This is a genomic window from Arthrobacter sp. zg-Y1110 (genome assembly GCF_025244865.1).
In the GTDB taxonomy this organism is placed as follows: domain Bacteria; phylum Actinomycetota; class Actinomycetes; order Actinomycetales; family Micrococcaceae; genus Arthrobacter_B.
The window spans coordinates 2,577,823-2,592,830 of record NZ_CP104272.1 but is presented as its reverse complement, the minus strand read 5'-3'; the positions used below and the strand labels follow the sequence as shown (position 1 = coordinate 2,592,830).

Annotated in this window: 10 protein-coding genes; 5 read left to right on the top strand and 5 right to left on the bottom strand. The window is 67.7% G+C overall.

Going from position 1 to position 15,008, the window contains the following annotated elements:
* Positions 1-49 precede the first annotated feature (49 nt).
* Positions 50-772: a 3'-5' exonuclease gene (locus N2K99_RS12030; protein WP_227918404.1), complete on the bottom strand. Its 723-nt coding sequence runs from the start codon at positions 770-772 to the stop codon at positions 50-52.
* A 75-nt stretch (positions 773-847) separates the two neighbouring features.
* On the opposite strand from N2K99_RS12030, the gene N2K99_RS12025 reads away from it, so the two are divergent.
* Genes N2K99_RS12025 through N2K99_RS12015 form a run of 3 tightly spaced genes read left to right on the top strand, consistent with a single transcriptional unit; the run spans position 848 to position 8,144 of the window.
* Complete coding sequence (locus tag N2K99_RS12025) at positions 848-1,309, top strand: MGMT family protein (RefSeq protein ID WP_227933102.1); 462 nt, start codon at positions 848-850, stop codon at positions 1,307-1,309.
* Positions 1,306-4,611, top strand: a complete 3,306-nt coding sequence (locus tag N2K99_RS12020; protein WP_227933103.1) for an ATP-dependent DNA helicase — start codon at positions 1,306-1,308, stop codon at positions 4,609-4,611. Before N2K99_RS12025 ends, N2K99_RS12020 begins: the two co-directional genes overlap by 4 nt.
* Positions 4,608-8,144 carry an ATP-dependent DNA helicase gene (locus N2K99_RS12015; RefSeq protein ID WP_227933104.1) on the top strand — a complete coding sequence of 1,179 codons (3,537 nt, stop codon included), beginning with the start codon at positions 4,608-4,610 and terminating at the stop codon, positions 8,142-8,144. The genes N2K99_RS12020 and N2K99_RS12015 overlap by 4 nt, the downstream gene beginning before the upstream one ends.
* A gap of 41 nt (positions 8,145-8,185) precedes the next feature.
* Here the strand turns inward: N2K99_RS12015 and N2K99_RS12010 are convergent, their stop codons facing one another.
* From N2K99_RS12010 to N2K99_RS11995, 4 genes are all read right to left on the bottom strand, one after another.
* Positions 8,186-8,875, bottom strand: a complete 690-nt coding sequence (locus tag N2K99_RS12010; RefSeq protein ID WP_227933105.1) for a hypothetical protein — start codon at positions 8,873-8,875, stop codon at positions 8,186-8,188.
* Positions 8,872-9,810: an ABC transporter ATP-binding protein gene (locus N2K99_RS12005; RefSeq protein WP_227918399.1), complete on the bottom strand. Its 939-nt coding sequence runs from the start codon at positions 9,808-9,810 to the stop codon at positions 8,872-8,874. The genes N2K99_RS12010 and N2K99_RS12005 overlap by 4 nt, the downstream gene beginning before the upstream one ends.
* Positions 9,807-10,187 carry a GntR family transcriptional regulator gene (locus N2K99_RS12000; protein ID WP_227918398.1) on the bottom strand — a complete coding sequence of 127 codons (381 nt, stop codon included), beginning with the start codon at positions 10,185-10,187 and terminating at the stop codon, positions 9,807-9,809. The genes N2K99_RS12005 and N2K99_RS12000 overlap by 4 nt, the downstream gene beginning before the upstream one ends.
* 172 nt (positions 10,188-10,359) lie before the next feature.
* Complete coding sequence (locus N2K99_RS11995; RefSeq protein ID WP_227933106.1) at positions 10,360-11,766, bottom strand: phosphotransferase; 1,407 nt, start codon at positions 11,764-11,766, stop codon at positions 10,360-10,362.
* A gap of 142 nt (positions 11,767-11,908) precedes the next feature.
* Here N2K99_RS11995 and nudC point away from each other — a divergent pair, with 142 nt between their 5' ends.
* Together nudC and N2K99_RS11985 are read left to right on the top strand one after the other, a co-directional pair.
* A complete protein-coding gene (gene nudC / locus N2K99_RS11990; protein ID WP_227933107.1) occupies positions 11,909-12,871 on the top strand; it encodes an NAD(+) diphosphatase in 963 nt (320 codons plus the stop codon).
* Positions 12,868-14,994 (top strand): ATP-dependent DNA helicase UvrD2, encoded by a 2,127-nt coding sequence (locus N2K99_RS11985; protein ID WP_227918395.1) that lies wholly within the window; start codon positions 12,868-12,870, stop codon positions 14,992-14,994. The genes nudC and N2K99_RS11985 overlap by 4 nt, the downstream gene beginning before the upstream one ends.
* Positions 14,995-15,008: the final 14 nt, after the last annotated feature.

The window sequence follows — 15,008 nt, the reverse complement described above, 5'->3', positions numbered from 1 at the left end:
GGCCAAAGTGACGGCCCGTGAAGGAGCCGGGACGGCAGCCGCGGAAGGGTCAGGCCGGGTCGAGGACGGACCCGGGCGCGTGGTCCGGCGCGGCACGGAACGGCCAGCTGCCGTCGATCACGGCTTCCGGTTCCCGGCGCCGGAGGTATTCCTGGAAGCTGGCAGCCTGGGCTGCGGCCCAGCCGACCTGGGACTCGTGGAGGGTGCGCGCATCGCACTGCAGTTCCGGATACTTCGCGGCCATGACTGCTGCCACGGAAAGGGTGGCCGCGACGTCGGCCGCTGAGGTATGCGCATTCTCGAACCCCACGCCGTAGTGCTCGGCCATGGCGGTGAGGGTGCGCTTGCCGCGGCGGAACCGGTCCACCTGCTTGTCCAGGATGTACGGGTCGATGACGGGAACCGGATGGGGAGCCGTGAGGCCGAAGCGTTCGCATTCGCGGGCCAGGACCGTGAAGTCATAGCAGGCGTTGAAAGCCAGGACGGGAATGCCTGCTGCGAACATGCCGGCCAGCACCTCGGCCACCTCGGCCGTGACGGCGGCAGGGTTCCCGCCCTCCGCCCGGGCGCGTTCATTGGTGATGCCGTGGATGGCTGCCGCCTCGGCGGGGATCGGGATCTCGGGGCAGGCCAGCCACTCGTGGTGCTGCAGGGTTTCGCCCCGGCCGTTGACCAGGATGATGGATGCGGTGACGATCCGCGCGGTCTGCGGGTCCCGGCCCGTGGTCTCCAGGTCGAAGGCCGCCCGGGGAAGTTCATGCCAGCTGTTCATGCCTCAAACCTATCGGGGAGCGGTGACATTCCCGGGATTGGCGGCGGCGCCGCCGGCGTCGGTACCCTACTGGATATGCGCAGGGACTACGCCGACGCGGTGCTGGCTGTGGCCGATCTCATACCGCCCGGACGGGTGCTCTCCTATGGGGACATTGCCGAACTGCTCGACGCCGGCGGCCCGCGGCAGGTGGGCGCAGTAATGTCCGCACGCGGCTCCGAGGTGTGCTGGTGGCGGGTCCTGCGGTCCTCGGGACAACCCCCGCGCTGCCATGAAGGGCGCGCCTGGGAACACTACCGGCTCGAGGGCACCCCGGTGCGCGGGACGGCGGACGACGACGGCGCGGGCTACCGGGTGCGGATCGAAGCCGCCCGCTGGCAGCCCGACGAGGCGGAATGGGACCGTTTGGACCGCCTGCGGACCGGTCTGCAGAACACCCTGCGGGTCGCCCCGGAGACGCCGGACTCCACCGGCCGGCAACCACCGGGGGCACCGATATCAGGAATGTCGGAGGGACATGATGAAGTGGAACCATGAGCGTTGAACTCCAACTCGTCGGTCCGGCTGCAAGCGCATTGTCAGCGCCCCGGCTCAGCGCAGACCAGCAGGCCGTGGTGGACCTGCCCACGGGCAGCGGCCCCGTGCTCGTCCTCGGAGCGCCGGGAACCGGCAAGTCCACCGTCCTGGTGGAAGCCGCCGTCGCACGGATTGAACGCGACGGGCTTGATCCTTCCCATCTGCTGATGCTCGCCCCGTCACGGCTTGCCGCTGCCGGCCTGCGGGATGCGCTCTCGGCACGGCTGCAGGGAACCCTGAGCACCGCGCCCGCCCGCACCTGGGCCTCCTACGCCTTCGACCTGATCCGGCGCGCCAAGACCGAAGGCCGCCTGCCCTACATCACGCGGGCTCCGAAGCTGCTCTCCGGCGCCGAACAGGACGTCATCATCAAGGAACTGCTGGCCGGGCACGGACAGCAGGGGGTGCCGGAACTGCCCTGGCCGGACAGCCTGGACCTTGCCCTGGGGACCCGCGGCTTCCGGCAGGAAATCCGCCAGCTCTTCGACCGCGTCATTGAGTACGGCATCTCCGCCGAGGAGCTGCGCGAGCTGGGACAGCGGCACGGCCGTCCGGACTGGGTGGCCGCCGCGGAACTCTACGCCGAGTACCGGGACGTCCTGGACCTGCGCATGCCGGAGTCCTTCGATCCGGCAGGCATTATCACTTCAGCCCTCAACATCCTGCACTCGGATCCGGAATTCCTGGCCGCCGAGCGGGAACGCCAGCAGCTGGTGCTGGTGGATGACCTGCAGGAAGCCAACCCGGCCATCCACAGCCTCTACGCGCTGCTCGCCGGCACTGGGGACTCCATCGCCGCCGCCTGCCCCGACACCGTGGTCCAGGGCTTCCGCGGCGCCCGCCCGGATCTGGTGGGCCAGCTGGGCAGGCATTTTAACGGCCGCCTCCAGACCAGCGTCCTGACCACCTCACACCGGCTGACCGGTTCGCTGGCGGGAGCCTGGACCCGGACGGCCTCACGGATTTCCGTGGTCGGCTCCCTGCCGTCCTACCGGACCGCCGTGGCCGATGCCCGGTTCATCGGGAAAGCGCCGGCGAATGTTCCAGGCGGCGGCGGAACCCCCGACGACGCACCGGGCCCCGACGCGCCGGAACCCGATGCCGCTCCGGCGGCGGGTACTGCCGAGGCCCATGTGGTGGACACCCCCATGCATGAGCAGCGTTACGTGGCGCAGCGGATCCTGGAAGCGCAGCTGCTGCAGGGCCGTTCGCTCGAGGACATCGCCGTCATTGTCCGGACCGGCGCCCAGCTGGCTGCCCTCCAGCGCTACCTCACCGGCCAGGGGATCGAAGTCAAGGTCCCCGTCGCCGAACGGGCGGTCCGCGATGAAGCCGCCGTCCGCCCGCTGCTGGACGCGTTCGCCGTCGTGCTGGATCCGGAGCTGCTGACTCCCGAGCTGGCAGTGTCCCTGCTGACTTCACGGATCGGCGGCGCCAGCACGCTGGAACTGCGCCGGCTGCGGCAGGCCCTGCGCCGGGAAGAGCGCGGCGCCGGCGGCGGACGGACCAGCGACGTACTGCTGGTGGAGTCGCTGCTGGACCCGGAATCGGAATCCGGCCGGGCCCTTGCGGGCCTGAGCTGGGATGCCCGCCCGGCCGCCCAGCGCATTTCCGCCATGCTGGCCGCTGGCCGGACAGCGGTCCAGGAGCCGGGAGCCACGGCGGAGACCGTCCTGTGGGCTTTGTGGTCCGTTTCCGGCTGGTCCAAGCGCTGGGCGGAAACGGCGCTGTCCGGAGGTCCGGGCGCCTCCCGCGCGGACCGGGACCTGGACGCGATCATGGCCTTGTTCCAGACCGCGGAACGCTATGTCGACCAGCTGCCCGGCTCCACCCCGGCCCAGTTCCTGGATTACCTCACCAGTTCCGAGCTGCCCATGGATACGTTGGCCGCCCGTGCCCAGCGCCGCGAGGCGGTGGAGCTGCTTACCCCGGCCAGTGCTGCCGGCCGGGAATGGCCGATGGTGATAGTCGCCGGCATCCAGCAGGATGTGTGGCCCAATCTGCGCCTGCGCGGTGAACTGCTGGGCAGCGGCGAGCTGGTGGCAGCCGTCGAGCACGGCGACAATTTCCGGGCACACCGCAGCCCGTTGACACTCATGCAGTCCATCCGCTTTGACGAACTGCGCAGCTTCTCCACCGCTATTTCGCGTGCCCGCGAAGTACTGATCTGCACGGCCGTCTCGTCCGAAGACGAGCAGCCCTCGTCCTTCCTGGACCTCGTGGCACCGCTGGAACCGGGGGCGGAAAAACGGCAGCGCACCGAAGTCCTGCGCCCGCACACCCTGCGCTCGCTGGTGGCGGAACTGCGCCGTTACGCCCAGCAGCCCGCGGAAGATCCGGAAGCAGCCGCCGAAGCCGTCCATCACCTGGGGACCATGCTGAACCATCCCGTTCCGGTCCCCGGAGCCCATCCGGAGCAATGGTGGGGCCTCGCGCCGCTGTCCAGCACCGCTCCGATCCTGCCCCCGGATGCGCGGATCCCGGTCTCGCCCTCCAAGGTCGACGCCGTGCTGAAGTCGCCCCTGAGCTGGTTCGTCTCCGCTGCGGGCGGCGAGCAGGCCACCGACTTCGCCCGTTCCCTGGGCACGCTGGTGCATTCCATTGCGCAGGACATGCCCGACGCCGCCGGCAGTGAGTACGTGCAGGAGCTGCAGAAACGCTGGCCGTCCCTGGGCATGAAGGACAACTGGGAGGGCCAGATGGACTACCAGCGGGCCGAAACCATGGTCCGCAAGCTCGCCGAATACGTCCTCACCATGCGCCGCAGCGGCCGATCCCTCGTCGCGGTCGAAAAAGACTTCGAGGTGGAACTGCCGGTGGAGATCGACGGCGCCGTCCGCACCGCCCTGCTGCGCGGGCAGATCGACCGGCTGGAAGCCGACGAGCACGGCCGGCTGTTCATCGTGGACCTGAAGACCGGCAAATCGGCCCCGAAAAAGGACGACCTGCAGGGCCACCCGCAGCTGGCCGCCTACCAGGAGGCGGTGCGGGAAGGTGCGCTGCCGGACGCCCCTGCGGTGCCCGGCGGAGCCGCCCTGGTGCAGCTGGGCACCACGAACAAGGGTGTTTCCGTCCAGGAACAGCCGCCGCTGGATCCCGATGACACCACAGCGCGCGATATGGTCCGCAGTGCGGCGGCCCTGATGTCCGCCGCGTTCTTCGAGACCGTTCACGACCCGGGCCGCAGCGGTTTTGGCGGGAACGGCTGCCGGCTGCCCGAAATTTGTCCCATCTGTGCTGAAGGAAAGCAGGTCACCGAGTGAGTGCGCCCGTAACGGTACCGGGGGAGCTGCCGGAAGCGGCGCCCGTTCCGAAGTACTCCGCCCGGGAGCTGGCGGAACTGCTGCACACCGATCCGAATTCGCCGGTGCAGTACCCCACTGAGGACCAGGCCGGAATCATCGAAGGTCCCCTCGAACCCCTGCTGGTCATTGCCGGTGCCGGGTCGGGCAAAACCAAGACCATGGCGGACCGGGTTGTCTGGCTCGTGGCCAACGAACTGGTCCGGCCCGAACAGATCCTCGGGGTCACCTTCACCCGCAAGGCGGCCGGCGAGCTGGCCACCCGCATCCGCGCGCGCCTGAACCTGCTCTACCACCAGCTCGACGCCGGACCCGGCGGAGCAGCGGACCCGGACACTGCCGGCGGCGGCGAGGAACGGATGGAACCAAGCGTTTCCACCTACCATTCCTACGCGAACGGCATCGTGAACGACTACGGCCTGCGGATCGGCGTCGAACGCGATTCCGTCATGCTCGGCGGCGCGCAGTCCTGGCAGCTGGCCAATGAAGTGGTGGAAGCCTATTCCGGGGAATACGAACACTTCACCGCAGCCAAGTCCACCCTGGTCGGCGCGGTGCTGCAGATGGCCGGCGAATGCTCCGAACACCTGCGCACCCCCGCCCAAGTACGCGCCGAGCTCGAAGCCCACGTGGCCGCGGTGACGGCCCTGCCGTATCAGTTCGGCAAGCCGAAGGAACCCACCCAGGCAGCCAGGAAGCTGATCAACCGCCTCCGCACGCGCATCTCCGTGACCGAACTGGTGGAAGCGTACCGGCAGGCCAAGGCGGAACGCCGGCAGCTCGACTTCGGCGACCTCGTGGAACTGGCCGCCCGGATTGCCGCCACCATCCCCGAAGCCGTGGAAATGGAGCGCGCCAAGTTCAAGGTGGTGCTGCTGGACGAGTTCCAAGACACCTCCCACGCGCAGATGGTGCTTTTCTCCAACCTGTTCGGCGACGGGCGTTCCGTCACCGCCGTGGGTGACCCGCATCAGTCCATTTACGGGTTCCGCGGGGCCTCGGCCGGCCAGCTCGGCACCTTCCGGGAGAAGTTCCCGCTGTTCACCGACACCGGCCGGGAACTGGCGCCGCTGGCGAACCTGTCCGTCGCCTGGCGGAACTCCACCTCCGTGCTGGCGGCAGCCAACACCGTCTCCACCCCGCTCAACGGGGTTGCCCCGTGGCTTAAGCACCAGCGCCTGCCGCACGTACCCGAGCTGCAGGCCAAGCCCAACGCCCCCGTGGGCGAGGTGTATCTGGGCCGCTACCTCTGTGATGTCTCGGTGGAGCCGGGCAAGGGCACGCCGGAACGGATCCTGGGGGAAGCCGAGGCCGTAGCTGAGCAGGTGGCGTTCCACCGCAGCCGCAAAGCGGAGCTCGGCGGGCACGATGACCGCGGGAAGGAACTGACGCCCACGGTGGCGGTGCTGTGCCGGGGGCGGAAGCAGTTCGAACCGATCCGCAAGGAACTTGAGCAGCGGGGGATTCCGGTGCAGATTGTCGGCCTGGGCGGACTGCTGTCCACCCCGGAAGTGGTTGACCTGCTCGCTGTCCTGCGGGTCCTGGGTGACCCGGGGCGTTCCGATTCGATGCTGCGGATCCTGGCCGGAGCCCGGTGGCGGATCGGGCCGGCGGACCTCATGGCACTGGCTGACTGGTCCCGGCACCTGGTCCGCGTCCGTGAACGGGCCGTGCGGGTTGCCGACGCTGCGGATATCCACGGCCCGGACGAAGGGCCGGACCTCGTAGTGGAGGCGGATTTGGTGGAGGCCGGCAGTCTAGTGGAAGCCGTGGACTCACTGCCGCGTCCCGGCTGGGTGTCCAACGCCGGAAGGTCCCTCTCCGAAGAGGGGCTGAAGCGCCTGACCCGGCTGCGGAACGAGCTCCGGGACCTGCGCGGTTTTGTCGGCGAGGACCTGACCACGCTGATCGGGGAAGTGGAACGCCGGATCCTGCTCGACATCGAGGTCGCCGCCAAGCCCGGGGTGAGCCTGCACGAGTCCCGGCGGAACCTCGACGCCTTCATCGACGCCGCAGCCACCTTCAGCTCGTCCGCCGAACGGGTGGATCTGGCCGCGTTCCTGGCGTGGCTGGAAGCGGCCAACTCCGAGGAAAACGGCCTGCCCGTGACGCCGCTTGAGCCGAGCCGGGAAGCGGTCCAGCTCCTCACGGTCCACGCATCCAAGGGCCTGGAATGGGACATCGTGGTGGTTCCGGGCCTGAACGAAGCCTCGTTCCCCAATGACAAGGATTCGCGCTGGAGCAGCGGTGACGCTGCCATCCCGTGGACCCTGCGCGGCGACAGCCTGGACCTGCCGCAGTGGGACTGGGAACAGGTAGACCAGAAGTCCTGGCTGGAAAGCGAAAAGCTCTTCAGCGAAGATGCCAAGGGCCATGCGGAACGTGAGGAACGCCGGCTGGCCTACGTGGCGTTCACCCGCGCCAAGTCCGTGCTGATCTGCACCTCCTCCGCCTGGGGCGGGGGACGGTCCAAACCACTGGCACCCTCGCGGTACCTGCAGGACCTCTACGACCTGGAGCAGTCCGGAGCATCGGGTTACCGGCTCCTGCACTGGGTCCTGCCCGAGGACGAAGGGACGGAAAACCCGGCCAACGCCGAGGCGGAACGGGCAGTCTGGCCGGTCGACCCGCTGGGACCGCGCCGGCAGGCAATGGAGGCCGCAGCGGAAGCCGTGCTGGAATCGGCCGGCAGCCGGGCGGCAAAGGCCCGGAACTTGGACGGGACCGTGGGAGAGGGGCCGGGCCAGGGAGAAGAACGCCTGCCCGGGCAGGATCCCGAGCCTGCTGATACCGCTGCTGCGTCCCTGATCGGGCGCTGGAGCCGCGAAACGGAACTGGTGCTGGCGAGGCACCGTCCGCCGAACGAGGTGGTGCAGGTGGAACTCCCCGCCCACATTTCGGCATCCATGCTGGTGGATCTGAAGGACAACCCGGCGGAGGTTACCCGGCAGCTCCGCCGCCCGGTTCCCCGGCAACCGGGCATGGCCGCCCGCAAGGGCACCGCCTTCCACGCCTGGGTCGAGGAGTTCTTCGGTGCCAGCGGCATGCTGGACATCGACGAATACCCCGGGGCCGCCGACGCCTATGTGGATGAGGCCTATCAGCTGGAAGACATGATTGCCACGTTCGAGGCCTCGGACTGGGCGCAGCGGACGCCGGCCTTCATCGAAGTGCCGGTGGAGACCAAGGTGGACACCGTCGTCGTCCGCGGCCGGATTGACGCCGTGTTCCAGGACGCGGACGGCACGTGGGACCTCATCGACTGGAAAACCGGCGCTCCGCCGTCGTCGCAGAAGCTCGATGTGCGGTCCGTGCAGCTCGCCGTGTACCGGCTGGCCTGGGCACGGCTCAAGGGGGTTCCGCTGGAGCAGGTACGGGCTGCCTTCTACTATGTGGCCGCCGACAAGCTGGTCCGGCCGTACAACCTGGCCGGCGAAGACGAACTCGAGGAGATCATCCGGGAGGCAGCAAAAACCCCGTCCGCCGGATACTGATTCGGCGGACGGGGTTCGGGGAGCTGGACCGGAAGGGCGGATCAGGGAACGGCACGCCGAAGCGTGGCATAGGACGTGAGGGCAAGCAGTGCACCGGCAGCCAGCAGCCAGCCGGCCAGCGACAGGGGCGTCAGCTGCACTATCCAGCCGCCGACCGAAGGCCAGGCCTCCCGCCAGGTGATCAGGGCGATAACTCCCAGCAGGACGGCGCCGGCACCCACCAGCGCTGCCGTGAGTCCAATCGTCCGCCACCGCTTGTAGATGGTCGAACTCCAGAAGCCCAGCAGGAACAGCAGGATGGCGACCGCGAAATAGAAGAGGATCTGGCTGTACCAGGTGCCCTCGGCAATCCACGGGATGGCGAAGATGGCGCCCCTCATGCCCCAGCCGTCGGTTGCCTGCTCCACCAGGCCCAGTACCCAATACAGGACCGCGAGAGCCAGGGCGACCAGGGAGAACAATCCGATGGTGCCGATGTAGAAGGCACGCCGGCTGACGCTGAGGGCCTGCGAGAAGGGGAAGAGCAGGGTCATGGCCTGGATGCCCAGGGCAAAAAAATACCACATCACGGCCTGCCCGGAGCCCGAAATGACGTTCGAGGCGTCGTCCGGGATCATCGCGAAGATGGCCAGCGAAATCAGTGTGGAGGCAGCCAGGATAATCAGCGGAATCCACAGGTAGATCCATTTATTGGTCAGCTGCATTCGCGCCACGGCTACTGCACGGTTCATTGGAACGCCTCCAGGCTGTCTGTTGCCGCAGTGCCGGACGGCTTCTCTACGCCATCGGCCTGCAGGGTCTTGCGGACAATGAGTTGCTGCAGGGATACCGGGGTCAGCTGCAACCCAAGCTCTGCGGCCTCCCGGCGCCCGGCGTCGTCCAGCCGGTGCTCTACGGTCACCGAGGCAAGGGACCCCAGGGATTCGCGGTGCAGCACCGGGTACCCGGTGATGAAGGACTCGACGACGTCCGCAGTTCCGGTGATGGTTACGGCGCTGCCCCTGATGTTCTCTGCATCGTCATCCAGGACAATCCTGCCGTTGTCGATCACGATCACGTGCTCCAGGAGAAGGGCCACTTCGTCGATCAGATGCGAGGAAAGCACGATGGTGCGGGGATGCTCTGCGAAGTCTTCAACCAGCCGGTCGTAGAAAATCTGCCGGGCCACGGCGTCGAGCCCCAGGTAGGGCTCGTCAAAGAAGGTGATTTCCGCCCGTGAGGCCAGTCCGAGAACCACTCCGACGGCGGAAAGCTGGCCGCGGGAAAGCTTCTTCAACCGGCGCTTGACCGGCAGGTGGAATTCTTCCGCGAGCGAGGCGGCGAACCCGGCATCCCAGTTGGGATAAAGAAGCGCGGCGGATGCAAAAGCGTTGGCCGCGGTGAAATCGTCCGGGTATTTCTGTGATTCGCGGACGAAGCACAGCCGTTGCAGCACCCGGTCATTTTCGAAGGGGTGTTCCCCGAAGACCCGTACCTCGCCGGAAGACTCAAAGCCCTGGGCCGTGAGGATGGACATCAGGGTGGTCTTGCCCGCTCCGTTGCGTCCGAGCAGCCCGTAAATGCGGCCGCCGGAGATATCCAGGTCAACGTTGTCGAGCGCTAGCTGGTCCCGGTAACGGCGCGTAAGGTTCCGGGTTTCTATCACGTTCGTGGTGCCGGCAGTCATGGCGCCATGCTCCCTTCGGTGTCGACGGCACTGCGCTGAATCAATCCGGCGAGCTGGGTGCCGTCAATACCCAGCTTCCGCGCTTCGATTGTCAGCGGACGGACGTACTGCTCGTAGAACTGTTCCCGCCGCTTTTTGAGGACGGCTTCCCTGGCTCCGGGCGCCACGAACATGCCGATGCCCCTGCGCTTATAGAGGATGCCCTCATCCACAAGGAGATTGATGCCCTTGGCCGCCGTCGCCGGGTTGATCCGGTAAAAGGCTGCGAACTCATTGGTGGAAGGCACCTGGCTTTCCTCCTTGAGGGTTTCGTCAAGGATGTCGCCTTCGACGCGTTCGGCGATCTGTTGGAAGATCGGCCTGCTGTCATCTATCAAAGCGGCTCCTGTGTTTTCGTGCCGGGGACCCAAGTCCCCGGTTCACTACTTGCTTAGTTCGTTACTGATGTAACTAACCTAGGGCAGGAGCCGGGACATTGCAACAGCTTCTAAAAGAAAAACGGTGCCCCGCCGAAAATCGGGCGGGGCACCGGAGTGCGGTCGTGCGGAGCTATTTGTCCGGAACCGGGGTCAGCGGGAGGGCCGTCGTTTCGGTGCCCGGCTGGCTCTTGTCGGACTGCCCGTCGCGGGAAGCGCTGTCACCGGAAGCGTTGTCCGCCGCGGCGTCGGTTTCCGGATTGTTCCCGGAGCCAGTGGCCACGCCGGAAGCTGCGGCTTCATCCGCTTCGGCTTCCCCGGGTGTTCCCTCGGCGGGGGACAGGGTTCCCCGCACGCTCTCATCAGGTTCGCGGCGGTCCGTGGCCGCTGCGGTTTCGGTGTCGTTTTCCGTGTCGAACCCTGTTTCGGTACCGACCACGCGGCTGACGCTGCCGGTGTCCGGGCCGGCGTCGTTAGCGCCTGACGCCGTGGGTGCCGCGTCCGGGGCAATGGGGACAACGGTAACCTTGGCGGCAGCCGGCCGGACTGCCGCCGCGGCCGCGGCTTCGGCTTCCGCGGCCCGGGCGTCCGCAGCGCGGGCCTGGCTGTCCCGCCGGTCAGACGCTTCCTGCGCCAGTACGTCTTCTTCGAGGGTGCCGAGCATCTCCACGGCTTCGTCGACCATGGTGGAGTTCTCTGCGGCGACGCCGCGCACCAGCCACTGCGCGAGGGCGAATTCCGCAGACAATGCTGCCCGGCGGATCAGGTGCGGATCCTCGGGATCGTTGCTGGCTTCCAAATAGGCCGCGTGCACGGTCTCCGTGAACCGGGGATCGTTGGCCGCGATCAACCAGGCGAAATCATCTGCCGGGTCGCCCACCCGGAGATCGGTCCAGCCGGTCACCGCGCTGACCCGTTCGCCGGTGAGCAGGATGTTGTCTTCATGCAGGTCGCCGTGGACCACGGTGGGCTTGAAACGCCACAGCGAGACGTCTTCCAGTGCGTGCTCCCAGCGCCGCAGCAGTACGGCGGGGATCTTGCCGGTGGTGGCCGCCTGGTCCAGCTCATTCAGGCGCCGCTGCCTGAACTCGTTCGCGCTGTAGCTCGGCAGGTCCGCGGAGGTAACCAGCTCCCGGGGAATGGCATGGATCGCGGCCATGGCCCGGCCGATCTCCGTGGCGACGGAACGCCCGGCCGTCACCAGGGCATCAATGCTCCGGAGGGCGCCCGGAAGGTGGGAATAGACAAAAGTGCAGAGCTCGCCCTGGCGGACGGTGCCGGCAACATAGGGCAGGGCAAACGGCAATTCGGCCCTCACCGCCGGGACAAACGTGCGCAGGACCAGCAGTTCGGTCTCCAGGCGCATACTGGCCTCGAGGTGTTTGGGGGACCGGACGCGCCACCGGCGCCCGGCGTCGTCAATCAGCAGCGCCGCGTCAAAATCGGCAGCGTCGTCCGGGGAACCGGCAACGCCGGTAGGGGTCAGCCCTGGGACGGCAGCGCTGGCCATTGCAGCCAATTCCATGGGGGTCCGTTTCACATCTTCAACCGTATGGGCAGATGTGGTCCGAATAACCATTGCCGGGCGGCGAGTCGTCCAAACCGTGAGGAAAACCTCAGACCGGGCACGGCGCCGGGGGCCAACTACAGTTTGGGGGGAGGGAGTCAGTACGGTAGGTGGTATGAGTATCCCGGCACCGGCAGCAGAAGCAACTCCATTGGGTTTATTACCGCTGGCGCGCACGGCCGTGGACCGGGGCTCCGAGCGCCGCGTGGCACCGGATCTCTTCGAAACCATCCGTGCCGACGTCGGAACCCGGGTCATGTACCTGGCTTCGGGCCGCACCCTCGTCCGCGACGGCGCCCTGGTGCTCTTTGAACCGCCTGCGGCGGGCTTTGGCGACGTTCCCGTCTATCTGGGCCGGACGCTTGAAGATGCGCAGGTGCCGCTGGGAACCGACGTCGTGCTGGTGACCCTGCCCGAACCTGATGAAGCGCTCGCCGTGGACGGCGCCGCCTGGGTGAGCCTGCGTGAAGCCGCAACCCATCTGGGTGCCTTGGACGCAGGGCTGTTCGTCGAGGCAGCTTCCATCGCCAACTGGCACTCCGTGCACACCCACTGCCCCCGCTGCGGTGCACGGACTGTTCCGGAGCAGGGCGGCTGGGTCCGCCGCTGTCCCGAGGACGGCAGCTCACACTTCCCGCGCACCGACCCCGCCATCATCGTTGCCGTTATTGACGAGCACGACCGTATCCTGCTTGGCTCGGCAGCTGCCTGGGCGGGGAACCGGTATTCCACCCTGGCCGGATTCGTTGAGCCCGGGGAATCGCTGGAGGCCGCCGTCATCCGCGAGGTGGCTGAAGAGTCCAACGTGGTTGTCCACAGCCCGCAGTACCTCGGTTCGCAGCCGTGGCCGTTCCCGTGTTCACTCATGCTGGGCTTCACCGCCCGCGCACAGAACGCGGATGCGAAGGCCGACGGCGTCGAAATGTCCGATGTCCGCTGGTTCAGCCGGACGGAACTCACCGATGCCGTGGCCAGCGGCGAAATCACCATTGCAGGCCCCATATCCATCGCCCGTAACCTGATCGAGCGCTGGTACGGCGGCACCATAACCGAACCGGAGGCCAACGCCCGCGCATGAGCAGTGAATCACCAGAAGCACGAATCCTTGCAGGGCTCGACGACGAGCAGCGGGCAGTAGCCACCACCCTCACCGGCCCCCTCTGCGTCCTGGCAGGTGCCGGTACCGGTAAGACCCGTGCCATCACGCACCGGATGGCCTACGGCGTGGCCACCGGCGTCTACAAGCCGCAGCAGGTGCTCGCGGTTACCTTCACGGCGCGGGCCGCAGCGGAAATGCGCACCAGGCTCCGGGACCTCGGGGCCGGCGGCGTCCAGGCACGGACCTTCCACGCTGCCGCGCTGAAGCAGCTGCAGTACTTCTGGCCGCATACCGTCGGCGGAGCGATGCCCGGCCTGCTGGACCACAAGGCCCAGATCATCGCGGAAGCTGCGCGGCGCCTGAGGCTGTCCACCGACCGGGCCGCCATCCGCGACGTTGCCGCGGAAATCGAATGGGCGAAGGTTTCCATGCTTACGCCGGACAGCTACGTGCGGGCCGCCGGTGACCGGGAACCCCCGGCAGGGTTTGACCTGACGGCCATTTCGCGGATCTTCCAGTCCTACGAGGACGTAAAAGTGGACCGCAACATCATCGACTTCGAAGACGTCCTGCTGATCATGGTGGGAATCCTCCAGGAAGACGAGCGGGTGGCAGCCATGGTGCGGGACCAGTACCGGCACTTCGTGGTGGACGAGTACCAGGACGTTTCACCGCTGCAGCAGCGGCTCTTGGACCTGTGGCTGGGCGCCCGCAACGAACTCTGCGTGGTGGGCGATTCCAGCCAGACCATCTACTCCTTCACCGGCGCCACCCCGCGGCACCTGCTGGACTTCACCAAGCGGTTCCCCGGCGCCGACGTCATCAAGCTGGTCCGCGATTACCGCTCCACGCCGCAGGTGGTCGGCCTGGCGAACCGGATCCTCGCAGCCCGCACGGCCGAGGGGGAGCGGAACCGGACGGCACCGGCCTGGCCCACGCCGCTGGAGCTGGTGGCGCAGCGGCCGGCCGGCCCGGAGCCGACCTTTACCGAATGCGCCGACGACGAAGCAGAAGCCGCGCACGTGGCCTCCTCCATCAAGGCACTGATCGAACAGGGGGTCCAGGCCAGCGAGATCGCCGTCCTCTTCCGTACCAACGGACAGTCGCAGGCCTATGAGCAGGCGCTGGCGTCAGCGGGTATCGGTTACCAGCTGCGCGGCGGCGAGCGGTTCTTCGCCCGCCGCGAGGTCCGCGACGCGGTGCTGCAGCTCCGTGCGGCGTCCCGGTCCGTGGGCAACGAGCCCGTGCCCCAGATGGTGCGGGACATCCTGGCTTCCCTGGGCTACACGTCCGAGGCGCCGACAGGGGGCGGCGCCACGCGGGAACGCTGGGAATCCCTGGCGGCGCTCGTGGCGCTCGCCGAAGAGCTGCAGGTCACCCGGACCCGTGACCCGGACAGCATCTTCACCATGCAGGACTTCGTGGCGGAACTGGAGGAACGTGCCGCGGCACAGCACGCACCCCGCGTCCAGGGGGTAACCCTGGCGTCCCTGCACTCGGCCAAGGGTCTGGAGTGGGATGCGGTGTTCCTGGTAGGACTGAGCGAAGGCCTGATGCCCATTTCCTTTGCCGACACCCCCGAAGCCGTCGACGAGGAACGTCGGCTGCTCTACGTGGGCATTACCCGTGCCCGGGAACACCTGGCGCTGTCCTGGTCCACGGCCCGGACACCGGGCGGGCGTGCCAACCGGAAACCGTCACGGTTCCTGGACGGACTGCGTCCCCGGACGGAGCGGGACGCCGGACGGACGGCCGGACCGGCCAAGCAGGCCCGGCGCAAGGTCACCGGGCCGGCGAAGTGCCGCAGCTGCGGTGCCCTGCTGAATACCGGCGCCGAACGCAAAGTCGGGCGCTGCGGGGACTGCCCGGTGACCTATGAGGAAGCGACCTTCGACGCGCTGCGGGAATGGCGCCGTGAAGCGGCCGCCGAAGCAGGTATTCCGGCGTTTGTGGTGTTCACGGATGCCACCCTGGTCGCCATCGCGGAAGACCGGCCGCCGTCACTGAACCGGCTGGCCACCCTGCCCGGCGTCGGGCCGTCGAAACTGGAACGCTACGGCGAGGCGGTACTGAAGGTGCTCGAGGAAAGCGCCGGAGCCTAGCCGCCTGGCCGGCC